At 75.4% G+C, this 22,883-nt stretch carries 15 protein-coding genes; 10 read left to right on the top strand and 5 right to left on the bottom strand.

Annotated elements, in window-relative coordinates; genetic code table 11:
* The first annotated feature begins 27 nt into the window (after positions 1 to 27).
* From EKG83_RS20485 to EKG83_RS20475, 3 genes are all read left to right on the top strand, one after another.
* Positions 28 to 600: a hypothetical protein gene (locus tag EKG83_RS20485; RefSeq protein WP_051766037.1), complete on the top strand. Its 573-nt coding sequence runs from the start codon at positions 28 to 30 to the stop codon at positions 598 to 600.
* Between the two features lie 73 nt (positions 601 to 673).
* Entirely contained in the window at positions 674 to 892 is a 219-nt protein-coding gene (locus tag EKG83_RS20480; protein ID WP_051766035.1) for a DUF6343 family protein, read from the top strand.
* 740 nt (positions 893 to 1,632) lie between these two features.
* Entirely contained in the window at positions 1,633 to 2,730 is a 1,098-nt protein-coding gene (locus tag EKG83_RS20475; RefSeq protein WP_033431710.1) for a hypothetical protein, read from the top strand.
* Between the two features lie 34 nt (positions 2,731 to 2,764).
* On the opposite strand, the gene EKG83_RS20470 is transcribed toward EKG83_RS20475, so the two are convergent.
* The gene (locus EKG83_RS20470) at positions 2,765 to 3,727 is read right to left on the bottom strand and encodes a glutathione S-transferase family protein (protein ID WP_211269133.1); all 963 of its coding nucleotides are present in this window, start codon (positions 3,725 to 3,727) and stop codon (positions 2,765 to 2,767) included.
* Between the two features lie 639 nt (positions 3,728 to 4,366).
* On the opposite strand from EKG83_RS20470, the gene EKG83_RS20465 reads away from it, so the two are divergent.
* The 4 genes from EKG83_RS20465 to EKG83_RS20450 all read left to right on the top strand — a co-directional run bounded on the left by EKG83_RS20465 (position 4,367) and on the right by EKG83_RS20450 (position 8,333).
* A complete protein-coding gene (locus EKG83_RS20465) occupies positions 4,367 to 5,029 on the top strand; it encodes a hypothetical protein (RefSeq protein ID WP_033431709.1) in 663 nt (220 codons plus the stop codon).
* Between the two features lie 259 nt (positions 5,030 to 5,288).
* The gene (locus tag EKG83_RS20460; protein WP_033431708.1) at positions 5,289 to 6,614 is read left to right on the top strand and encodes an ABC transporter substrate-binding protein; all 1,326 of its coding nucleotides are present in this window, start codon (positions 5,289 to 5,291) and stop codon (positions 6,612 to 6,614) included.
* Positions 6,615 to 6,618: 4 nt separating this feature from the next.
* Positions 6,619 to 7,521: a carbohydrate ABC transporter permease gene (locus EKG83_RS20455; RefSeq protein ID WP_033431707.1), complete on the top strand. Its 903-nt coding sequence runs from the start codon at positions 6,619 to 6,621 to the stop codon at positions 7,519 to 7,521.
* A complete protein-coding gene (locus tag EKG83_RS20450; protein WP_051766033.1) occupies positions 7,518 to 8,333 on the top strand; it encodes a carbohydrate ABC transporter permease in 816 nt (271 codons plus the stop codon). The genes EKG83_RS20455 and EKG83_RS20450 overlap by 4 nt, the downstream gene beginning before the upstream one ends.
* Here EKG83_RS20450 and EKG83_RS20445 read toward each other — a convergent pair.
* Positions 8,314 to 12,654: a cation-translocating P-type ATPase gene (locus tag EKG83_RS20445; protein ID WP_228122725.1), complete on the bottom strand. Its 4,341-nt coding sequence runs from the start codon at positions 12,652 to 12,654 to the stop codon at positions 8,314 to 8,316. The genes EKG83_RS20450 and EKG83_RS20445 overlap by 20 nt on opposite strands.
* Positions 12,655 to 12,719: 65 nt before the next feature.
* A complete protein-coding gene (locus EKG83_RS20440) occupies positions 12,720 to 13,691 on the bottom strand; it encodes an oxygenase MpaB family protein (RefSeq protein ID WP_033431705.1) in 972 nt (323 codons plus the stop codon).
* Positions 13,692 to 13,909: 218 nt separating this feature from the next.
* On the opposite strand from EKG83_RS20440, the gene EKG83_RS20435 reads away from it, so the two are divergent.
* Positions 13,910 to 14,518, top strand: coding sequence for an SGNH/GDSL hydrolase family protein (locus EKG83_RS20435; protein WP_033431797.1), 609 nt, complete (start codon positions 13,910 to 13,912; stop codon positions 14,516 to 14,518).
* A 126-nt stretch (positions 14,519 to 14,644) separates the two neighbouring features.
* Positions 14,645 to 17,137 carry a DUF6185 family protein gene (locus tag EKG83_RS20430; protein WP_033431704.1) on the top strand — a complete coding sequence of 831 codons (2,493 nt, stop codon included), beginning with the start codon at positions 14,645 to 14,647 and terminating at the stop codon, positions 17,135 to 17,137.
* A 7-nt stretch (positions 17,138 to 17,144) separates the two neighbouring features.
* Here the strand turns inward: EKG83_RS20430 and EKG83_RS20425 are convergent, their stop codons facing one another.
* Positions 17,145 to 17,456, bottom strand: a complete 312-nt coding sequence (locus EKG83_RS20425; protein ID WP_033431703.1) for an STAS domain-containing protein — start codon at positions 17,454 to 17,456, stop codon at positions 17,145 to 17,147.
* Positions 17,456 to 21,562, bottom strand: a complete 4,107-nt coding sequence (locus EKG83_RS20420; protein WP_051766032.1) for a SpoIIE family protein phosphatase — start codon at positions 21,560 to 21,562, stop codon at positions 17,456 to 17,458. The genes EKG83_RS20425 and EKG83_RS20420 overlap by 1 nt, the downstream gene beginning before the upstream one ends.
* A gap of 518 nt (positions 21,563 to 22,080) precedes the next feature.
* Here EKG83_RS20420 and EKG83_RS20415 point away from each other — a divergent pair.
* Positions 22,081 to 22,863, top strand: a complete 783-nt coding sequence (locus EKG83_RS20415; RefSeq protein WP_033431701.1) for a CPBP family intramembrane glutamic endopeptidase — start codon at positions 22,081 to 22,083, stop codon at positions 22,861 to 22,863.
* Positions 22,864 to 22,883: the final 20 nt, after the last annotated feature.

Raw genomic sequence — 22,883 nt, 5'->3', positions numbered from 1 at the left:
GGGTAGCCCACTGCGCGAGGAGGCGAGATGAGCAAGCAGCGAACGCAGGACAAGAGCAGCCGGGCCGACGCGGGCAAGCTCTCCGACATGACCGTCGACGAGCTGCGGCACAAGGCGTCCGAGCTCGGCGTGCGCGGCTCCCACGACATGCACAAGGCCGAGCTGGTGCGGGCCGTCGCCGACGCGATGGGCGGCGGCGCGCCGGAGCCCCGCAGCGGGGACGACCGGGGTGGCGTCCGCACCGGCGAGGGCACCTCCAAGAGCCTGAAGTACTCCCAGGAGGTCCGCTCCACCGACGACGAGCCGGAGCGGCCCGGCCGGAGCCTGGTGACCACCAACCACGACGTCATCCGGCAGTGGGCCGAGGCGCGCGACGCCACGCCGGCCACCGTGCCGGGCACCGAGCACGGCGACCACCTGGGCGTGCTGCGGTTCGACTTCCCGGGCCACGGGGGTGACGGGCTGCGCCACGTGGACTGGGACGAGTGGTTCGCCACGTTCGACGAGCGCCGGCTGAACTTCATCTACCAGGAGCAGCGCTCGGACGGCTCGCCGAGCACCTTCTTCCAGCTGGAGAGCCCCGACCGCGAGGACGCCTGAGGCGCACCCCGCGACCGTCGTCCCACCGCCCCGGCGCGGGCGGTGGGGCACCCCGCGTGAGGACTGGTCCACCATGACCGAAGAACTCCCACCACCCGCCCCGCCGCGCAGCGCGCTGACCCTGCGGCTGTGGCTGGCCGGGTTCGGCATCGTCTTCAGCGGCGTGGCCGCGGTCCTGGCGTGGCGGGCCGGCCTGGCCTGGTTGGCCGTGCTGCTGGTCGTGCTGGCGGTCGTCTCGGCGGTCGACCTGGCCTGGGTCGCCCACCGCAAGCGCCGCGGCGACCCCGGCTGATCCGTGAGCACGTCGTCGACCGGTTCACCGCCGCGCGGTCGCCGACCGGGCGGCGCGGGTGGTCGCGTCTCGGCTGCTCGTCGGCGGCCCGGTCGGCCTGCCGGTCGGGCACGTCGGGGTCTTCGCGCGACGAGGTGGTCGCCCCGGGGCGGACCGGGGGCGGTTCGGCTCCACATAGCGGCAGAAAGCATCCGCACCCACCAGCCGAACCGCCCCCTGGCCGGTCGTCCGCGCGGGGGGCGGGCAGTCGGCCAACCCCACGCCGTCGACTGCCCGCACCGCGCTCCGCGCGACCGGCCGGATCGGGAGCGGCGCCCACCGCGGACCCGTGGTCCCGGGTGGACGCCGACATCGGCACCGCACGGCACCGCGCCCGGTCTCAGCTCGCGCCGGAGGGCCCTGCCCTCCCCCTGCGCGACCGCTCCCGGACGGGCATCTCGGCCTCCTCGCGTCGGGACCACCGCGGGTTCCCGCGGTGTCGTGCCCCTTCGAGTGCAGCACAGCCGACGCCCTCCGTCCGCCCGGGGAGGCCCTTCCCGGGCCTTTCCACTCGTGTGAGTGACGAAAGTGCCACCGCAACGGGCTTTCCGGTGTCCGCCAGGGATTCCACGCCCCGGTGGCCCGCACGTCACACGATCGCGTGGACGATCTTCACGGGACCCGGTAACGGATCTTGCCGGCCCGCGCGGAGCTGCCAGCATGTGACCGGAACACGACCTCTGGTGAAAGCAGGAACCGGCATGTCCACGATCCGCGAGTCCCGGGCTACGCCGGCCCACTGGACGTCCCGCCCGCTGCCCGTGCACCTGGTGGGCTCCCTGCCACCGCCGCTGTGCGAGGACCCGGCCGCCGCGATGGGCTGGTTCCTCCGGCACCGCCGCGGCGCGGAGCTGACCGCGCTGCCCTACGACCGCGACCCGCGGTGGATCATCGACTGGCTGGACCGGCTGGCCGCCGTGCCGGCCCTGGAGCGGGTGCGCGGCGGCGCGAGCCGGGGTTACGACGACATGCCGCACTACCGCGTCCTGCCCGGCCGGCGGCTGGTGCCCGGCGACGTGGCACCGGGTCGCCCGGCGCAGGCCGAGGCGGCGTTCGCCGCGCTGGGCGCGGCCGGCGCGGGCGACGCGCGGGTGCAGGTCGGCATCCCCAACCCGCTGGACCTGGCGCTGTTCGCCTCGGGCTCGGTGACGGCCGCCCGCGACTGGATGCCGGTGGTGCGGGAGGCCGTGCTCGGCGAGGTCGCCCAGATCGCGGCCACCTGGGGCGACCGGGTGCAGTTGCAGCTGGAGACCCCGGCCGTGCTGGTGGCCTACCACCGGACCTCGCGGGAGGCGTGGTCGATGCTGACGCGCGACCTGGCCGCCCAGGTCGCGGAGGTGCTGCGGGCCGCGCCGCGGGCGCGCTGGGTGCTGCACCTGTGCTACGGCGACCTGGAGCACGTGCCGGTGTTCGCGCCGACGGACCTGGACCCGGCGGTGGAGTTCCTGAACGGGCTGGCCGACCTGCTGGACCGGCACCGCCTGCCGATGCCGACCGTGCACCTGCCGGTGACCAGCGGCGACGACCCGCCGCCGACGGACCCGGGTTTCTTCGAGGCGCTGCGACGGCTGCGGCGGGGCGTGGACGTGATCGCCGGGGTGGTCGCCGAGTCCCACCCGGCGGCGACGCGGCGGGCGCTGTACCTGACCGTGGAGGCGCTGGGCGCGCCGGTCACCGGCGTGGCGGCGGCCTGCGGGTACGGCCGCCGGACGGTCGAGGCGGCGGCGGCGAACCTGGAGCTGGCGGCCGCGCTGGCGCGGGAGTGGGGCCCGCTGGTGGAGCCGCGCCAGGAGTGGTGAGGTGCGGGGCGGGCGGCGACCCGCCCCGCAGCGGTCAGTCCACTGTGGACAGTGGGGTGTGCGCCGGGTCCACCGGCTCGCGCACCGGCCCCGGCGGCGTGCCGTCGCCGAACGGGCGGCCGCCCAGCGCCTCGCGCCCGTGCGGGGTGACCCACCCGGACAGGTCCGGTCCACAGGGGACGATCCCGTTCGGGTTGAGGTCGGTGTGCACCAGGTAGTAGTGCTCCTTGATCTGGCGGAAGTCGACCGTGTCGCCGAAGCCCGGCGTCTGGAACAGGTCCCGCGCGTAGGCCCACAGCACCGGCATCTCGGCCAGCTTGTTCCGGTTGCACTTGAAGTGCCCGTGGTAGACCGGGTCGAAGCGCACCAGCGTGGTGAACAGCCGCACGTCGGCCTCGGTGATCGTGTCGCCGACCAGGTAGCGCCGGTCGGCCAGCCGCTCCTCCAGCCAGTCCAGCGCGGTCCACAGCCGCCGGTACGCCTCGTCGTACGCCTGCTGGCTGCCCGCGAACCCGCACCGGTAGACGCCGTTGTTCACCTCGGTGAACACCCGGCGGTTGACCTCGTCGATCTCGTCGCGGTGCGCCTCGGGCAGCAGGTCGGGCGCGCCCTCGCGGTGGTGGGCCCGCCACTCGGTGGACAGGTCCAGGGTGATCTGCGCGAAGTCGTTGGTGACCACCGCGCCGGTGGTGGTGTCCACGATCGCGGGCACGGTGATCCCGCGCGGGTAGTCCGGGTCGCGCTTGAAGTACGCCTCCTGGAGGCGTTCGATGCCCAGCACCGGGTCGCGCCCGCCGGGGTCGAGGTCGAACGTCCACGACCGCGCGTCGTGCGTCGGCCCGGGCAGGCCGATCGACAGCGCGTCCTCCAGGCCGAGCAGCCGCCGCACGATGATCGCCCGGTTCGCCCACGGGCAGGCCCGCGCCGCGACCAGCCGGTAGCGACCGGCTTCGACCGGGAACCCGTCGCGCCCGTCGGCGGTGATGCGGGTGGTGATGTAGCGGGTGTCGCGGGTGTACTCCTTGCCCTTGACCGAGTAGGTGCCTGCCCGGCCGTGCTCCGGGTTGCCCTGCTCCGGGTCGGCTCCGGTCGCCGCGGACTTCGATGGGTCGCTCACGGACCGAGCGTAGCCCGCCACCCGGCGGCCCGCCGGTGGCGCAGCGCCGCGCCGCAACGAGGTGGGGAGGCGTTTTCCGCCCACGCGGTCGCGTTCACCGGCGTGCCCGTCGGTTCGGGTGTGGTGCGCCGCAAGAGCCGACCCCCGGCCCGGGCCGGCCGGGCCGGGGCTCGGCGTGGTGGTCGGATGCCCGACCGGCGCCGTTGCGCACCTTCGTGATGTCCGCGCCGGCGCCCGTCTTCTTCGCCACCGCGGACCCGCGGGCCGACCTGACCGCGCTCACCACCCGAGCTCCGCTACGCCGTGTGGCGGCCGGAGATCACCGACGAGGAGCGCGAACGGACCCCCAGCCCCTGAACCCGCCCCGCACTCCCGCTTCCCGTCACCCCGCGGGCCGCCGTGCCGGCCCCTCCCCGTCACCCGCCGTGTTCCTCCGGGCGAGTAGGGTTGACGCCCAACCGCCGCGGCTGTGCCTGGACGGCCGCGACGCGGTGGCCGGGCGAGGACGCGGGGAGGGCCATGACGACGTGGTGGGGCCAGGAACAGCCGGAACGGCCCGCGCCCGGCGCCGACCGGCAGGCCGACCGCGCGGTGCTGGAACTGGTCCGGGCGGAGGTGCTGCCCCGCCTGCCGCCCGAGGGGCACCCGGCCCGGGCGACCGCGCTGGTCGACCTGGGCAGGCAGCTCGTGGCCGACTACGAGGCCAACGGCTGCGCCGAGGTGGTCGACGAGGCCGTCGCCCTGTGCCGCCGGGCCCTGCGGGACACGCCGGTCGCCGACGTGCGCCGGGCCGCGCACGCCGAGGCGCTGGGCGCCGTGCTGACCAAGCGCTTCCACGCCACCGGGAGCGCCAACGACCTCAACGACGCGATCGTCGCCTACCGGGACGCGCTGCGGGCCCCGCGCGCCGATTCGACCTGGGACCGCACCGCCTGCCAGGCCGCCCTGGGCGACCTGGTCGGCCGCCGCTACGCCAGGACCGGCCGGCGCGCCGACCTGGACGAGGCCATCAGCCGCTACCGCACCGCGGCGCACAAGACCCCGCGCTCCCACCCCACCCGCCGCACCTACCTGACCCGCCTGGCCGAGGCCCTGACCGTGCGCGGCAAGCTCACCGGCAGCACCCTGGACCTCGACGAGGCCACCGACGCCACCGCCGAAGCCACCACCCCCACCCCCTAACCACCACCTTTCCACCCCGCGTGTCCTCCACTCAGACACCGCGTGTCCTCCACCCGGACACCGCGAGTCCTCCACTCAACCCCGGCGTGTCCTGCGTTCAACCCGCGCGTGTCATGCACTCAGCACCCGCGAGTCATGCACCCGGCACCGCTGAACCCGACACTCCACACAGGACCGCACTAGGCCATCCGAGCGACTTGCGTGTGAGCACCACGCCGAGGGGGAACCGTCCCGTTGTCGATCGGCACTGGAGGCGGTCATGCGCGGACCCCTGCTCCCCCCGCTGGTGCTGCTGGTCGCCTCGGCGCTCTCGGGGTGCGGCGGGCTGGGCAACCGCGCGGGCGACGCGCCCAACGCCCTGGTGACCATGGGCTTCGGCCTGCCCGACGAGCACGCCACCGCCCGCGTCCAGGTCTTCCGCGACGCCAACCCCGACATCGACGTCCGCATCAACGAGGGCGCGTTCGACGAGCAGCAGTTCCTCTCCGCGGTGGCCGCGGGCGACCCGCCCGACCTGGTCTACGCCGAGCGGCGCAAGCTGGGCGGCTACGCCGCCCGCGGCGCGGTGCAGCCGCTGGACGACTGCCTGGCCGAGCACCGCGTCGACCTCGCCGCGTTCCGCCCCGCGGCCCTGCGCCAGGTCACCCACGACGACCGGGTCTACGGCCTGCCGGAGTTCTCCAGCGTCCGCCTCATGATCATCAACAACCCGGTGGTGCGCGAGGCGGGCCTCGACCCCGCCACCCTCTCCACCGCCGACTGGGCCGGGCTGCCCGCCCTGACCGACCGGCTGGCCCGCGTCACCGGCGGGCGCCCGCAGCGCATCGGCTTCGACCCCAAGATGCCCGAGTTCCTGCCGCTGTGGGCCAAGGCCAACGGCGCCGACCTGATCGGCCCGGACGCCCGCCTGGACGACCCGCGCGTGGTCGAGGCGGTCCGCGTCACCGCCGACCTGGTCGAGCGCCAGGGCGGCTGGGCGTCGTTCAAGGCGTTCCGCGACACCTTCGACCAGTTCGGTGCGAACAACCAGTACGTCACGGGCCAGCTGGCCGCGATGCCGATGGACTCCTGGTACCTCAACACGCTGGCCACCAACTCCCCCGACGTCGACGTGACGGTCGTGCCGTTCACCGACCGCGCCGGCAACCCGCTCACCGAGTCCGGCGGCCAGGCGTGGGCCATCCCCCGCGGCGCTCGGCACCCGGACACGGCGTGCCGCTTCATCACCACCCTGACCCACCCGGACACGTGGGTCACCGCCGCCAAGGCCCGCCGGGACGCCCTGGCCCGCGCCGGCAAGCCCTACGGCGGCACGTTCACCGCCAACCGGGTCGCCGACGAGCGGATCTTCCGCGAGGTGTTCGACCCGAAGGGCAACCGGGTGCTCCAGCAGGGCGTGCCGACCGTGCTGGCGTTGCAGGAGCAGGCGTTCGCCCTGCCTCCCAGCCCGGCCGCCAGCGAGCTGGTGCGCGCCTGGGAGGGCGCGGTGAACCGGGTGCTCAACCGGCAGCAGAGCCCGGAGGACGCGATGGCGCAGGCGCAGCGCGAGGCCGAACGCGCGCTCAAGCGGGTGGGCGGGAGGTAGGGCCGTGTCGGTCACCGGACGCGAAGCTCGCGCGGGGTGGTTGTTCCTGTCCCCCTGGATCATCGGGTTCCTGGCCTTCACCGCCGGCCCGATGCTGTTCAGCCTGTGGCTGTCGCTGACCCACTACGACATGCTGCGCCCACCGACCTACGTCGGCCTGGACAACTACCGCGAGGCCCTGACCGACGAGCGGGTCGGCACGGCGCTGTGGAACACGGTGTTCTTCACCGCCCTGCACGTGCCCGCGCAGGTGGTGCTGGCGCTGGCCCTGGCGAGCCTGCTGCGCCGCGCGGGCCGGGCGGCCGGGTTCTTCCGCACCGTGGTCTACCTGCCGGTGATGACGCCGCCGGTGGCGCTGGCCGCGCTGTTCCTGCTGCTGCTCAACGGCCAGAACGGCGCGATCAACGCGTTCCTGGGCTGGTTCGGCTTCACCGGCCCGAACTGGACCACCGACCCGACGTGGATCAAGCCGGGCCTGGTGGTGATGAGCCTGTGGACGGTGGGCAGCACCGCGGTGCTGTACCTGGCGGCGCTGACCCGCGTGCCGCTGGAGCGCTACGAGGCGGCGCGGCTGGACGGCGCGAGCCCGTGGCGGCAGTTCTGGCACATCACGCTGCCCGGCATCAGCGGCACGGTCTACTTCACCGTCGTGGTCAACACCATCGCCTCGCTCCAGGTCTTCACCGAGGCGTACGCGATGTTCTTCGGCGCCCGCGCCAAGCAGTCCGCCGAGGGCGACGCCGCGCTGTTCTACGTGATCCACCTGTTCCAGGAGGCGTTCGGGTCGCTGCGCATGGGGTACGCCTCCGCGCTGGCGTGGGGCCTGTTCCTGGTCATCGCGCTCGTCACGGCCGTGCAGGTGCGGCTGTCCCGCCGGTACGTCCACTACGAGGGGGAACGGCCGTGAAGCGGGTCGGGGTGTGGGCCGGGCTGCTGGTCGTCGCGCTGGCGTTCGGCTACCCGTTCTGGTGGCTGGTCAGCGCGTCGCTCAAGGACCGGGCGCACGTGTTCGACAACGCGCTGCTGCCCAGGCCGTTCTCGCCGGGCAACTACGTCGAGGTGTGGCGGGCGGTGCCGCTGCTGACGTGGGTGGGCAACAGCGTCGCGGTCGGCCTGGCGGCGGCCGTCGCGGCCACGGCGGCCAGCGCGGTGGTGGCGTTCGGCTTCGCGATGTTCCGGTTCCCCGGTCGCGACGCGCTGTTCGGCGTGGTGCTGGCGACGATGATGCTGCCCGCCGCGGTGACCATGGTGCCGGTGTACCTGGAGTGGCACGCGCTGGGCCTGGCCACCACGCAGATCCCGCTGTGGGCGCAGAACCTGTTCGGCTCCGCGTTCTACATCTTCCTGCTGCGCCAGTTCTTCCTGGGCCTGCCGGGCGAGGTGTTCGACGCGGCCAAGGTCGACGGCGCGAACGCGTGGCGGCTGTTCACCGCCCTCGGGCTGCCGCTGGCGCGGCCGGGGCTGGTGGTGGTGTTCGTGTTCGAGCTCAAGGCCGCCTGGACGGACCTGATCAAACCGCTGATCTACCTGCGCGAGCCCGACCTCTACACGTTGCCGCGCGGGTTGAAGGCCGTGCTGGACCGGTTCGGCGAGGGCGGCGAGGCGCAGTGGGAGCTGGTGCTGGCGGCGAGCGCGGTGGCCACCGTGCCGATGGTGCTGCTGTTCCTGGTGGCGCAGCGGTACTTCGTGCGGGGCACGGTCACCCAGCACGTGGAGTGACCCGCCCCAGCACGAGCCCGAGCGCGTTCGCGGCGGTCGCGCCGCCCAGCGCGATGCCCCAGCCCACCGGCCCCAGCGGCGTGCAGCCGAAGAAGTGGCTGACGCCCGGCGTCTGGATCACCGCGGCCAGCGCGGCGGCCGAGCCGATCCCGGCGGCCAGCACCGACCGGTCCGGGCCGCCGGTGAGCAGGGTCTGGCCGAGCTGGGTGCCGACCAGGGCGGCCAGCGCGACCGTGCTCGCCCGGCGCGACCGGCCGGTGAACCGGGCCGCGGTCCACGCGGCGGTGGCGCCCAGCGCGGTGACCGCGGCCCGCCCGCCGATGTCACGGGTCAGCGCCGCGCCCAACGACGTGGTGGGCCCCTCGCGCAGCAGGTCGGGCACGGCCTCGCGGTCGGGCCTGCTCAGCGCGATGGCCATGGCGGGCGCCAGGTCGGTCAGCAGGTTGACCAGCAGCAGTTGGCGCGCGGTCAGCGGGGACCGGCCGGTCAGCCCCGCGCCCAGCACGCTGAACGCGATCTCGCCGAGGTTGCCGCCGAGCAGGATGGCCAGGGCCTCGCGCACCGACGCCCACATGGCGCGGCCCTCGACCAGGGCGTGGGTGATCGTCTCCAGCCGGTCGTCGGTGACCACGAGGTCGGCCGCGGCGCGGGCGGCGGGCGTGCCGCGGCGGCCCAGGGCGATGCCCACGTCGGCCAGCCGGATCGCGGGCGCGTCGTTGGCGCCGTCACCGGTCATCGCGACCACCCGGCCGGCGCGCTGGTAGCTCTCGACGACGCGGACCTTCTGCGCCGGGGTGCAGCGGGCGATCACGTCGGCGGTGGGCAGCAGGGCGTCCAGCTCGTCGTCGGGCAGCGCGTCGACCTGGGCGCCGGTGACCACGGTGACCGGTTCGGCGCCGTTGACCTCGGCGGCGATGGCCTCGCCGGTGGCCGGGTGGTCGCCGGTGACCACCACGATCCGCACGCCCGCCTCGCGCAGCCTGGCGGCGGCCGGCGGCGCGCCCTCGCGCACCGGGTCGGCCAGCGCCACGAAGCCCAGGAAGGTCAGCCCGCGCACGTCCTCGTCGGCGCAGCCGGGACCGCCGTCGCAGCCGGGACCGCCACCCCGCTCGAAACCGCCGTCCCGCTCGGCGACCGCGAGCACGCGGTGCCCCTGCCCGGCCAGCCGGTGCGCGCGCTGCGCCAGGCGCCTGCGGGCGCGCTGGTCGAGGTCGCAGCGCGGCAGGACCACCTCGGGCGCGCCCTTCACGCTCAGCAGCACCCGTTCACCGACCCGGCCCAGCGTCGCGTGGTAGCCGCGGCAGGGCTCGAACGGCAGCGCGTCCGCCCGCGTCCAGCCGCGGGCGCCGGTGGTGGCGCGCACGCGGGCCCGCCGGGCGCCCTCCAGCACCGCGCGGTCGGTCTGGTGCGCCAGGTCGGCGGGGTCGTCGGCCCCGGGGGTGCCGCGCACGGCGGCGGCGAGCACGCGGCGCAGCCCGTCGGTCAGCGATCGCGGGTCCGCGCCGCGCCGGCCGTCGTCGACGCGGCTCACGCTCAGCCTGCCCTCGGTCAGCGTGCCGGTCTTGTCGAAGCACAGCACGTCCACCCGGCCCAGCGCCTCGATGGTGCGCGGGTTGCGGACCAGCGCGCCGTGCTCGGCCAGCCTGCGGGCGGCGGCGAGCTGGGCGGCGTTGACCAGGAACGGCAGCCCCTCGGGCACCGAGGCCACGGCCAGGTTGACCGCCGCGCCCAGGCTCTGCCGCAGCGGCACGCCCCGCAGCAGCCCGGCCCCGGTCACCGCGGCGGCCGAGCCCAGCGCGACCGGCAGCGCCTTGCGGGTCAGCTCGGCCAGCCGCGCCTCCACGCCGGTGGTGGGCGCGTTGCGCCGCGCCGTCGCCATGCCGCGGCCGACCTCGGTGGCGTCCCCGGTGGCCACCACCACGGCCAGCGCCTCCCCCGCCGCGACCGTGGTGCCCTCGTAGAGCATCGACGACCGGTCGGCCGGTTCGGCGGCCACCACCGGCGCCGGGTCCTTGGGCACCGGCAGGGACTCGCCGGTCACCGACGACTCGTCGACCTCCAGCCCCTCGCCGGTCAGCAGCCGGCAGTCGGCGGGCACCACGTCGCCGGGGCCCAGCCGAACCACGTCGCCGCGCACCAACTCCTCCGCGGTCACCTCGCGGTCGCGCCCGTCGCGCACCGCGGTGGCGCGCACCGCCGAGCGGGCCAGCAGGGCGGCCAACGCGCGGTCGGTGGCCACCTGCTGCGCGCTGCCGATCAGCGCCGACACACCCACGATGCCCGCCACCAGCGCGGCGTCGACCGGTGAGCCGACCGCCGCGGACAGGGCCGCGCCGCCGGCGAGCACCGGCGTGAGCGGGTTGGCCAGCTCGGCCAGGAAGGCGCTGCCCAGGCTCGTGCCGACCGCCTGCCGCCCGGCGGAGGTGCGGTGCCTGCGCCGCGCCTCGCGCTCGGGCAGCCCGTCGCGGCCCGACCCGAGGGCGTCGAGCACGGCGTCCGCGGGCATCACGTGCCACGGCCGCGCGGTCGCCGAGGTCGGCGCGGCGGCGGTGCGGGCGACGGCCTCGGCCCGCCACACCCCGTCGACGAACGCGACGGCCGACGCGCCGTCGACCGCGCGGGCCGCGCTGCGGGCGGGCACCCCGACCCGCGTGCCGAGCGCGCCGACCGCGCCGACGCCGCTCGCGACCTGCGCCAGCACGATCGAGTCCCGGTTCACCCGCTTCGCCGCCGGCACCGCCTCGACCAGCAGCACGGCCGCCTCCAGGTCGCGCACCAGCACGTGGGCGCCCCACGGCGGCGGGCAGCCGTCCCGGTGCAGGCCGACCCCGCAGTCCGAGGCGCCCAGCGCCCGCCGGTCGTCCGAGACCACGGCCACGACGTGCCCGTCGGCCTGGAACCCGCGCACCGCGGCCACGAGGGCGGCGCCGGAGGGCACCGCGCCGTCGGCGGAGCGGACCGCGGCCCGGTCGCGGTCGGTGGCCACCACCACGCGCAACCCGGCCTCGCGGGCGGCCGCGGCGAGGGCGTCGACCGCGGGCGGGGTCTCCACGTCCGCGGCCAGCACGGCCCGCAGCCGCTGCCCCTCGGCCAGCCCGAGCACGGCGGCGCGCCCGGTGAACGGCCGCCGCTCCCGCGCGCCCCGGCTGCCGCGCAGGTCGAGCCGGTCCAGCGGGCCCAGCACCCAGCCGCCGTCCCGGCGCGCGGCGGTCGGGTCCTCGGGGTCGAACAGGGCGAACGCGCGCCCGGCCAACTCGCCGGTGTCCGCGCCGGGCAGCGGCGCCAGGTCGCCGAGCACCCACCGGTCCGGGCACAGCGCGGCCTCGTCGAGCAGCAGCACGTCCACCGCGTCCAGCCGGCGCAGCGCGGACCGCTCCATCACCAGCGCGCCCCGCCGGGCCAGCACCCGGCCCAGCTGGGCGGCGAACGCGGTGCGGCCCACCGACGGCGCCTTGGGCAGGCTCGCCACGCCGAGCGCGGCGGCCCGCCGGAGGCCGGTCAGCGGTGCGGCGGCCGCCACCGCCGCGGCGCCCGCGGCCAGGGACCGGCGCGCGTGGCGCTCGACGGGCCCCTCCGGGAACGGCCGGGGCCGCTCGACCACGACCGGTTCGGCCGCGGCGTCCTCGGGCCCGTTGATCAGGCCGTCCTCCGCGCCGCACCACGCCCGCTCGTGGGCCCTGACCTCGCGCCACTGCTGGACGCGCTGGGCGAGGTCGAGCAGGGTGCCCTCGCCGCGCGAGGCCAGGCCGTGCACCAGGGCGGCGAGGATCGAGGTGGCCGAGTCGGCGCGCTCGCGGCCCCGGAAGCGGCCGGCGACCAGCGCGCGCAGCCCGGGGTGCAGGTCGACCGCGGAGACCAGCGCGGTCAGCTCGGCGGGCACCGGCGCCCACGGCGCGACCCTGGTGACCGCGGCCAGCGCCAGGCCCGCGGCGTCGGCGGCGAGGGTGGGCAGCAGGCGGGTGCCCCGGACGCCGTCCGCGGGGTGGTGCAGCTCGTCCTCGACCAGGCGCTCCTCGTCGGTGGCGGGGTCGGCCTCGGCGCGCCGGACCAGCTCGACCAGCTCCTCGGTCGGCGGCGGCGGGTCGGTGACGGCGACGACCACGCGCGCGGACGGGGCGTTGACCCTGGCCCACCGGACGCCGCCGTGGCCCTCCAGCAGCCGCTCGACCCGCTCGGCGACCAGCCCGCCGCGGGGGCCGTGGACGCCGTGGACCTCGACGTGCAGGCGCCCTGGGCACGACCACGCGTTGCGGCGGTCCCGGTGCGCGGCCCGCTCCGGCGGGGTGAGGGCGAGGCGGACCAGCCCCCGGACGGCGCGCACGGGATCGATGCCGAGGAGTTCCACCGTTCGTGTCTTCCCGCTGGGCCGACGCCCAAGCGCCACGATCAGGTGGTGATCTCCCGCCCGACCGCCTCCCCGGCCCGCGGTCGCGGCAGGTTCGGGGAGCGGCCCACCCGCTCGACGGCGACCCGCAGCGCGCCCACCACGCGGTCGTCGAAGATCCCCCGGGGCACCTCGACCAGGTCCGCGGGCCCGTCGCCCAGGGCCCGGCGCACGAAGGCGGGCACGGCGGCGCGCAGCTCGGGCGGCACGGTGCGCTGGTGCAGCTCGACCGTGCCCCGGGCCAGCAGGGTGCCCGCGCCGCTGGGGCCCCACTCGTGCTCGCGGACCTCGGCCCACAGCTCGCGCGCCTCGGCCTCCGAGTCCGGCAGGTACTCGTCCGGGACGCCGAGGAAGTGGGCGACCAGCCGCCAGGCGTAGTGGTGGTCCTCCCGCTCCTGCGGGGTCGTGGGGACGCCGAGGCGGTCCAGCGCGTCCACCCCGCCGAGGGAGAGGGTCAGCACCGCGCCCGCGACGTCGCGCTGGGACAGCGGCACGTCGCCGTCCCAGCGGCCCGAGCGGGCGAGCTGCTGGCGGACCGCGGCGTGCAGCAGCCGGATCCGGCGGCACAGCGGGACGACCCGGCCGCCGCTGAACGCCTCCGGGTGGGTCATGCCGGTGAGCAGCCTGGTGGCGCGGGCCACGCGGCGGTGCGGCCGGCCCGGCCCCCGCGCGGCGTGCAGGGCGCGGGCGGTCGACGGCGACAGGTAGGTGCCGACGAGCCCGGCGGTCGCCTGCACCGCGGTGACCGCGGCACCGTGGCGCCGGAAGAACGAGGCGATGCGCCGCAACCGCTCGGGCCGCGCCCACGGCGGCAGCCGGGGTGCGTCCTCCAGGAACGCGCGCACCGGCGGCGGCACGGCCGCGGGGTGGCCGTCGAGCACCCCCGGTCCGGGCAGGTCGGCCACGACGGCCTCGGCGCGGGGGTCGCCCATCGGGCTGAGCGCGTCGCGGTAGGTGAGGTAGGACAGGCGCACGTCGGCTCCGGGGTCGGGGGGTTCGCTCCCCGACCATGCCAGGACGGGCGGTGCGGGCAACCGGATCGCGGCGAGTTCACCCGTTCCGGTCGCACATTCGCGACCTGGTGGAATACTCCATTGTGGACAGACAAGGAGTTACCGGACGTAACCGAACCGGTATGTGACTTCGCCGGCCGCGGGGACTGCGGCGGGTGTCCCGCGCGTTGTAGGTGGTGATGACTCACACCCTCCGTTTCCGCGTCCTCGGCGACTCGCTCGCCGCCGGGGTCGGCTGCACCACCGCCCACCAGACGCTGGGGCACCGGTTGGCCGACGTGCTGCGAGCGGACGGCCACCGCGTCGACCTCGGCGTCCACGCGGTGCCCGGCGCGCGGTCGATCGACCTGGCACCCCAGGTGCGCGCGGCCGTGCCCACCGGCGTCGACCTGGCCCTGCTGGTGATCGGCGCCAACGACCTGACCTCGTTCACCCCACCCGCGATCGGCGCCCGACTGCTGCACGACGCCGTCGCCAACCTCCGCCGGGCCGGCGCGCGCGTCGTCGTGGCGACCGCACCGGACCTCGGCATCGTCTCCCGCGTGCCACCCGCCTACCGCGACCTCGTCAGCCAGGCCAGCGCGATGTACGCGCGGGCGCAGGCCGACGCCGTCCGGGTGGCCGGCGGCACCATCGCGGCCGTCGGCACCGAGCTGTTCGACCGCTTCCGCGCCGACCCGGCGCTGTTCTCGGCCGACGGCTTCCACCCCTCGGCCGCCGGGTACGCGCTCATCGCGGACGCCCTGGCGCCGCACGTGCGCGACGCGGCCGGGGAGCGGGCCGCGTAGGGCCGCCCTGTCACGAATCGGCACAAGGCCGAAACACCCGCACGCGTCCCCCGATCTACCCCGGTGACCGCACCAGGTGGATTGGGGGACGCTCGTTTGTGGCGACGACTATTACGGATTTCGGCGGTGCCGCTGCTGCTCGCCTCGGCGGTGGTCGGCGTCTATCTGCTCGCCGCGAGCCGGGAAGGGCTGGAGACCTACGGTGAGTTCGAGTGCACCCCTGAGCTGATGGCTGGCGCAGAGGTGAGCGCCCACATCACCGTGACGGCCGGCCGGCGCAGTTCGGTCCGCGTGTCCAGCGTGCTCCGGCTGAGCCTGCCGACCGACAACCACCTGGCACAACCCTTGCTGACCGCGCCGGCAGACCCCGCCTACCGGAGTGCGCTCAGGTGCCTGTTCGGCCGGGCCGCCGATGACGACCGCCTCGGTGAGATCCGCTCGTCGCCCACCTCCGTGGCGGTGCGGGACGGCCGCGTCCACGTCGAGGACCAGGTCCGCCAGGACTTCACCGGTACCCCGGACACCTCGATCGGGGTAGCGCGGGCGACGGGTACCCCGGACGGTCGCTGGCGGCTCTCACTCCAAGTGCCGCCGGCCCTCGTCGGGGCGACATGGACGGAAGTGTCCATCGACACCCCCGCAGGGTGGGCGGCGACGCCTGAGCCCTGGCCACCGCACGACAGGGGCGGCACCCGCACCACGTGGCGGCCCCGGGACGGGCAGGATGCGGGCGTATCCGTCACCCTAGTGCCGAACACCCGGTTCCGAGTGCTCTTGGCGGCCGGTGACCATCCCTGGTCGGTCGCCGGCCTGGCGCTGTGGTGGTTGGTCAACTTCGCCTGGCTGTGGCTGGCGTGGTGGCGTCTGCGGACGCCACCACCCGGAGGCGTGGACAGTGGATTCCTGGCGAAACAGGTCGAGGCCCGGCGCCTGGTCGTCCCGTTCACGGTGCTCAACGTGGTCATCGCGGTAAGTGATGTAGGCACCTGGGCAGTGCAGGGCTCGACTGTCAGCCTGTGGCTGTGGAACATCACGTCGTGGGTCGAAGCGTCGGCGGCGTTGTTGCTGCTGGCGTGGTGCGCGCTGCGGTGGCGGGCGGGGTGGGCGCCGATCACATCGACCGTGGCCGCAGGCAGCGCGGTGCTGGCGACCCTGCTGGTCGGAGCCTTGCGCGAGTGGCCAGAGGTCGCCACTGACAGTCCGCTCCGGGTCGCGCTCAAGGCGGCGGTCACGCTGTTGATCGCCTGCCTGCTGTACTCGGGAGTGGCGCAGGCGCTGCGCATCGCCCTCGCGCTGGACGGCTCCAAGGTAAACGTATTCGTCTCATGGCTTATCGGTGCGGTCGCAGCCGTGCTGGTCGTGGGGGACCGACTCCTCGCGGATGTGGTCAACAGCACGCGAGACCGGTGGCTCTCTCCCGTCCCGCTAGACGCGCGGAGCATCTGCTGCACCTATGACCGCTTGCCTGCCCAATTGGCCGAGAACGCGGCGAACACGCTGGTGCTGCTTCCGGCGCTGGTGGTGTGGGGACTGGTTCGACACCGGATCACCGTGGCGGACCAGGTCGACTCCCGATGGTTGCGGGACAACGCCGCAGCGATCTTCTACCTCGCGGTCGTGGGTGTGGGCGACTACGTGTGGGGGTGGTTGGTCCCGCTATGGGCCGTGCACATCGCGGTGCTGCTGGTGGTGTTTCGGGCGCTCCGCTCCCTGCTCGACCGACCGGGCGAGCCAGGCGCTCCCCCGCTGCGCGACGCGCTCGCCCGCACGAGCGTGGACGACTTGCGGAAACGGGCGAAGGACTGGCGTCTCTACGTGCAACGGGCAAAGGCAGCCGAGGTGGCCTTCGGCAACGGGGGGCTGGACCATGAGGGATACCGGTCCAGAGTGGTTGAGGAGGCGTCGGGCACTCGGGCCCGCCGCTGGCACTTCTTGCGGCGGACGCCGCCCCCGCTGGCGCGGCCTGTCCCGCTAGGCGGTTTCACCCCGATCGACGTGCTACTGGCCATGGGCCCGAGCACCCGTGTGATCGGCAACGTCGAGCACGCTGTCCGCTACACGTTCCGGCTCGGTTTTACCGTCGACGCCGGCATCCGGATATGGCGGTGGAGCGAGAGGCTCACCGATGCCGAGCGCCCGTACTGGTACCTGCACGACCTGGGACTCGACCTGGCGTGGGCGGGGCTGAAGTGGTACTTCACCGGAGTCGTCATCGGTCTGCTATGGCGGTACTTGCCGGGCAAACGGGGACCGCTGAAGGTGCTGCTGGTGGTGCTCATGTACTGGTTGGTCCTGCTGGGCGGGTTCGGTATCGCCTTCTTGGTAGGCGACGAATTGAACTTCAACCACCTGCTCGACTGCCTCGTCTACTTCGTGGTCGTCACGGTCGTCGGGCTGCTGATGGACCTGGCCACGCTGCGGCCGCTCAGCTCCGCGTGGTCTCGTCCCAGGCAGGCGCTGCTGGCCGCGTACGGCATGCAGAACGCCGTCGGCCAGCTCACCTTCGTGCTGGCGCAGGTCGCGGCGCTGCTCGCGATCGTCGCCTTCCTGCGCGGCGGCGCCGAACCGCCCTCCTACCCGAGCATCGACCCGTTCCAGCAGGTCCGGCCGCCGAGCTGAGCGGGCTTCACTCCCCCGCGGGCTCGGCCTGCCGCACCTCCACCAGCTCGGTCAGCCCGCACACCCGCAGCACCGGCACCAGCAGCCGGGTGGCCACCAGGCGGATGTGGCCGGCGTGGTTGAACAGCACGTTGAGCGCGGCGCTGTCGAGGTAGGCCACCGAGACCAGGTCGACGGTCAGCGGGGTGCCGCGCGCCACCCCCGCCGCCACGGCCTCGGCGAACCGGTCGGCGTTGGACAGGTCGATCTCGCCGGAGGCGGTCAGCAGCGGCGCGCCGTCCGGTCCGGTGGCCGTGCTCAGCGTGAGTTCCGCGCTCATCAGGGAATCCCCAGGTGCATCTCGACGGTGGTCCCGGCCGGGTCCGGGGTGATGGTGTAGTCGTCCGCGAGCGCGCGGATCAGCACGAGGCCCCGGCCGCGGTAGTCGTTCGGGTCCGGTGCGGCGCGCTTCCAGCGCCCGCGGTCGGTGATGGTCAGGTGCAGCCGGTCCCCCTCCACCGACGCCCGCAGGCTGATGGTGCCCGCGGGGAGGTCGCGGTAGGCGTGCTCGACGGCGTTGGCGCACGCCTCGCCCGCGGCGATGAGCACGTTGTGGACCTGGTCCTCGGGCACGCCGCAGCGGGTGAGCCACGCGCGCAGGGCGCGGCGGGTGGGCGCGAGCTGCGAGGTGTGCGCCGGGAACTCCACCACCAGCGGCGCCGGGTGGCGGTAGACCAGCAGCGCCACGTCGTCCTCGTAGCCGCCCTCCGGCGCCAGGTCGGTCATCAGCCGGGTGGCCAGCTCGTCCACCGGGCTGGTCCGGCCGTCGCGCAGGGTGGCGGCGACGCGCTCGATGCCCTCGTCCAGCGGGCGCCGCCGCCGCTCCACCAGGCCGTCGGTGTAGAGCACGAGGGTCGCGCGGGGCGGCACCACCGCGGTGGCCTCCGGCCGCGGCCGGTCCGGGCGCACGGCCAGCGGGATCGACCGGCCGCCGTCGAGCAGTTCGGTGGTGCCGTCGGGGTGGGCGACCACGCCCGGCGGGTGCCCGGCGGCCGAGTAGACCAGCGTGCCGGTCGACGGGTCGAGCACCCCGCAGAACACGGTGGTGGACTGGGCGCCGGGCAGCAGCGCGGCGAAGCGGTCCAGGGCGCCGAGCACCTGCGCCGGCCCGGAGTTCTGCAGCAGCAGCGCCCGGCACGCGCTGCGCAGCTGCCCCATCACGGTGGCCGCCTGCAGGCCGTGGCCGACGCAGTCGCCGACCACGATGCCGATGCGCCCGTCGGGCAGGCCCACCGTGTCGTACCAGTCGCCACCGACGCGCAGCGGGCGCGTGGCCGGCTCGTAGCGCACCGCGAAGCCGTCGTGCAGGTGCGGCGGGCCGAGGATGGCGTGCTGGAGGGCCAGCGCGGTCTCGCGCTGCTGGTCGATCTGGTGCACGCGGTGCAGGCCCTGGCCCAGGTGGCCCGCGAGCAGCACCAGCAGCGTCCGGTCCTCCGCGGAGAACGGCCGCTCGCCCAGGTCGACCCACAGCACCAGCACGCCGCGCGGGTGCTCCAGCGCAATGCCCGCGCACCCCGTGGCGTCCACCTGCGGGATCAGCGGCGGCCCGGCGCGCAGCGCCTCCGTCGACGCGTGCAGCGACGGCGGCAGGTCCTCCCAGCGGACCGCGTCACCGGCGCACGCCACCTCCACCGCGCCCGGCCCGGAGGTGAGCGCGACGACGCGGCGCGCGTCCCACAGCGACCGCAGCTCCTCCAGCGCGCCGTGCAGCGCCTCGTCCAGGGTGTCCGCGCGCGAGAGCCGCATGCTCAGCGCGGCCAGCGCCGAGTCGCGCTGCACGGCGTGGTGCTCGGCGGTGACGTCGCGGAAGGTGCCCACGAACATGCGACGACCGGTGTCGGGGTCGTTGACCCGGCTGTAGGCGGCGGCCACCCACAGGCGGTGGCCGTCGCGGTGGGTCACCGGGACCGTGCCGGTGCCGGTGCCCTTCTCCAGCATCTCGGCCAGCTCGGCGTCGAGGTCGGGGACGTCGGGCCCCCACGGGTGCGGCACCGCGTAGGGCAGGCCCTCCGGGCCGTAGCCCAGGATCTCGGTGAACGCGGCGTTGACCTCGACCACGGTGCCGGCCTCGTCGCAGACGAAGAACCCCTCCTGCAGCGAGTCGGTCAGCGCGGTGCGCCACGCCGCGTGGTGGTTGCGCAGCCGCGCCAGCTGCACGTTCGCCCGCACCCGGGCCAGCAGGTCGGCCGCGGCGAACGGCTTGACCAGGTAGTCGTCCGCACCGGCCTCCAGGCCCTCGATCGCGGCCTCCTGCCCGGCGCGCGCGGACAGCAGCAGCACCGGCACGCCGGCGGTGCGCGGGTCCGCGCGCAGGGCCGCCACCAGCTCCAGGCCGCCCAGCCGCGGCATCATCACGTCGCTGATCACCAGGTCGGGCCGCTGGACCCGGGCGGCCTCCAGGGCGGCGCGGCCGTCGTCGACCGTGGTGACGTCGTAGCCGGGCGCGAGCAGCCGCCGCAGGTAGTCGCGCATGTCGGCGTTGTCGTCGGCGATGAGCACGCGGGTCCGCGCGTCGCCCCCGTCGGGCCGGGTGACCTGGAGCGCGGCGCCGTCCACCGCCGGGCGGTCGGGCGCGGTGCCGTCGGCGGGCAGCCAGCGCATGGCCTCCTGCACGAACGGCTCCGCGGTGCTCGACACCACGACGCCCGGCTCACCCGGCAGCACCTCGGCGTCGGGCACGACCGCGTCCGCGGGCAGGTGGGCGTGGCCGAACGGCAGCCGGATGGTGAACGAGGTGCCCACCCCCTCGGTGCTGTCGGCGGTGATGGTGCCGCCGTGCAGGCCGATCAGCTCGCGCACCAGGGCCAGCCCGATGCCGCTGCCCTCGTTGGAGCGCGCCCGGGCGTTGTCGATGCGGTGGAACCGCTCGAACAGCCGCGCCCTCTCCTGCTCGGGCACGCCGATGCCGGTGTCGGCGACGGTCACCACGGCGGAGTCGCCGTCCGCGCGCAGCACGACCCGGACCGAGCCGTCGAAGGTGAACTTGAGGGCGTTGCTGAGCAGGTTCAGCACCACCTTCTCCCACATCTCCCGGTCCACGTGCACCGGACCGGGCAGCGGGGCGCAGTCCACCTCGAACGCCAGCCCGGCGCGCTCGACCGCGGAGCGGAACACGCTGGCCAGCTCGGTGGTGAACGCGGCCAGGTCCACCGGCTCGTAGCGGGCGCGCATCCGGCCCGCCTCGATGCGGGAGAAGTCCAGCAGCGTGTTGACCAGCTTGCCCAGCCGCAGGCCGTTGCGGTGCACGGCGTCCAGCTCCTCGCGCACCCGCCCGTCGACGTCGGCGGGCAGCCGCTCGCGCAGCTCCTGCACCGGGCCCATGATCAGGGTGAGCGGGGTGCGGAACTCGTGGCTGATGTTGGAGAAGAACGCGGTCTTGGCGCGGTCCAGCTCGGCCAGCTCCTCGGCGCGCCGCTGCTGGGCCTCGTAGGCGATGGCGGCGTTGACCAGCGCGGCGGTCTGCTGCGCGACCAGGCGCAGGAACGACTCGTACGCCTCGTCCAGCGCCCGGCCCGCGCTCGCGGCCAGCACGATCACGCCGACCGGCTCGCCGCCCGCGTCACCGGGCAGCGGCAGCACCACCGCCTCGGTGGGCGGGGTGCGCCAGCCGCCGGTGGGCAGCTCGCCGAACCCCCGCACCACCACCGGCCGGTTGGTGCGCAGCACCTCGTGCAGCGGCCAGTCGCCCGCGCGGGCACCGGCCGGGCTGACCGCGGTGAGAACCGGCTCGGTGGCACCGGGCGGGCACAGGTGGACGGCGGCGTACGGCACGTCCGCGCCGGCCCGGGTCAGCACCTCGGCGACCAGGGCGCACGCCTCCGCCGCGGTGCGGGCGTTGCCGGCCTGCGCGCCGAGGTCCTGGAGCACGGCCAGCCTGCGCTCGCCGACCACGCGCTCGGTGGTGTCGGTGACGGCGGTGAACACGCCCCGCACCACGCCGTCGTCGTCGTGCAGCGGGCTGTAGGAGTAGGTCCAGTAGGTCTCCTCCCAGTAGCCGTGGCGGGCCATCGGCAGCAGGAGGTCCTCGGACCAGGTGGCCTCGCCGGAGGCCATCACCGACCGCAGCATCGGGCCGATGGTCTGCCAGATCTCGGTCCACACCTGCTCGCCGGGCTTGTCGAGCGCCGGGTGCTTGCCGCCCAGCAGGGGGAGGTAGGCGTCGTTGTAGAGGAACCTCAGCTCCTCGCCCCACCACACGATCATGGGGAAGCGCGAGGTCAGGCAGATGCGCACGGCGGTGCGCAGGGCGGCGGGCCAGGTGCCGGGGTCGCCGGTGGGGCTGGTCGACCACGGGTGCTCGCGCATGCGGGCGGCCATCCGGCCGCGGCCGGGGAACACCAGCTCGGCCGGGTCCACCACGGCACCGCTCGGGGTGTCATCCCCCATGGACCACCTCCACCGGAACACCCGCCTCGGACCGGAGCATCCGACGCATGGCAGGAATCTTTCCCCGCGCGGGGTCGGTTCACACAACGGGAAGGGGTTTTCCGCGCGCGTGTCCTCCCGGGCCGCGGGTCGAGCCGGGTCCGGGGCCTGCTCGGGCCCGTAAGCCGCCCTGCCCGTGCCCTGGTCGCGCGCACCGCATCGCCCACGCCGCCTGCTGCCCGACCGCTCGCACCAGCCACCCGGCCCACCGCTCCCTCGCCCGGCCCGCCACTCCCCGCCCGGCCCGCCACTCCCCACCCGGCCCGCCACTCCCCGCCCGGCCCACCGCTCCCTCGCCCGGCCCACCGCTCCCTCGCCCGGCCCGCCACTCCCCGCCCGGCCCGCCACTCCCCGCCCGGCCCACCGCTCCCCCCACCCGGCCCGCCGGCCGCGCCGACCCCCGGCCCAGTCGCGAGCCGCACCCGGTCACCTCGTCGCCCCGGGTTGCGTGATCTCGGCGGTCCGGGTTATCCACGGTTGTGACCGTTGCGGAGAACGACCCGTCGCCGCCCTCACCGCCCTCCGAGCGGGGACCGCGGGCCGGGCTGCTGATGTTCGCCGTCTTCGCCGCCGCGCAGGTGACCATGGTGCTGGCGTCCGTGCTGGTGCTGCTGCCGTTCGCCGCCGACCCGGGCGTCCTCGACGAGGGCGGCAGGCTGCCGCCGTGGCCGCTGCTGGCGCTGCTGGTGGTGCCGACCGCGCTGGCCGCGCTCGTCGCGGTGGCCGGGACGGCGTGGTTGGGCGGTGGGCCGCGCGCCGGGCGGGCGCGGCGGGAACTGGCGTTGCGCTGGAGCGGCCGGGACCTGGGCGTCGGCCTGCTCCTGGGCCTGGGCGGGCTGGCGCTGACGCTGCCCGCGGCGGCCCTGTGGTCGGCGTGGGTGGGCCAGGAGCGGGCGTCCTCCGCGGTCGGCGACGCGTTCGCCGGGCGCGAGCTGGGCTTGGTGCCCGCCGCGGTGGCGTTCCTGGCGGTGTGGCTGATCGCGCCGATCGGCGAGGAAGTGCTGTTCCGGGGTGTGCTGTGGCGGGCGCTGGAGCGCTGGGGCTGGCACCGCTGGGTGGTGCTCGCGGTGACCAGCGCCGTGTTCTCGATCGCCCACCTGGAGCTGCTGCGCACCCCGCTGCTGCTGGTCCTGTCCGTCCCGCTCGGCCTGGCCCGCCTGCTGACCGGCAACCTGCTGGCCTCCGTGGTGGCCCACCAGGTCAACAACTTCCTGCCCGCCGTGGCCCTGCTGCTGACCACCACCGGGGTGGTGACGGCCTGACCGGGGCCCGCCCGGCACCC

Origin of the sequence: Saccharothrix syringae (assembly GCF_009498035.1) — a bacterium.
GTDB classification, from domain to species: domain Bacteria; phylum Actinomycetota; class Actinomycetes; order Mycobacteriales; family Pseudonocardiaceae; genus Actinosynnema; species Actinosynnema syringae.
The sequence above is the reverse complement of the archived record's forward strand: the minus strand, read 5'-3'. Positions and strand labels throughout refer to the sequence as shown.

Bases quoted from the DNA above. Each gene is read 5' to 3' on its own strand.
- EKG83_RS20485 (WP_051766037.1), top strand. From the start codon at position 28: ATGAGCAAGCAGCGAACGCAGGACAAGAGCAGCCGGGCCGACGCGGGC.
- EKG83_RS20480 (WP_051766035.1), top strand. From the start codon at position 674: ATGACCGAAGAACTCCCACCACCCGCCCCGCCGCGCAGCGCGCTGACC.
- EKG83_RS20475 (WP_033431710.1), top strand. From the start codon at position 1,633: ATGTCCACGATCCGCGAGTCCCGGGCTACGCCGGCCCACTGGACGTCC.
- EKG83_RS20465 (WP_033431709.1), top strand. From the start codon at position 4,367: ATGACGACGTGGTGGGGCCAGGAACAGCCGGAACGGCCCGCGCCCGGC.
- EKG83_RS20460 (WP_033431708.1), top strand. From the start codon at position 5,289: ATGCGCGGACCCCTGCTCCCCCCGCTGGTGCTGCTGGTCGCCTCGGCG.
- EKG83_RS20435 (WP_033431797.1), top strand. From the start codon at position 13,910: ATGACTCACACCCTCCGTTTCCGCGTCCTCGGCGACTCGCTCGCCGCC.
- EKG83_RS20425 (WP_033431703.1), bottom strand. From the start codon at position 17,456: ATGAGCGCGGAACTCACGCTGAGCACGGCCACCGGACCGGACGGCGCG.
- EKG83_RS20420 (WP_051766032.1), bottom strand. From the start codon at position 21,562: ATGGGGGATGACACCCCGAGCGGTGCCGTGGTGGACCCGGCCGAGCTG.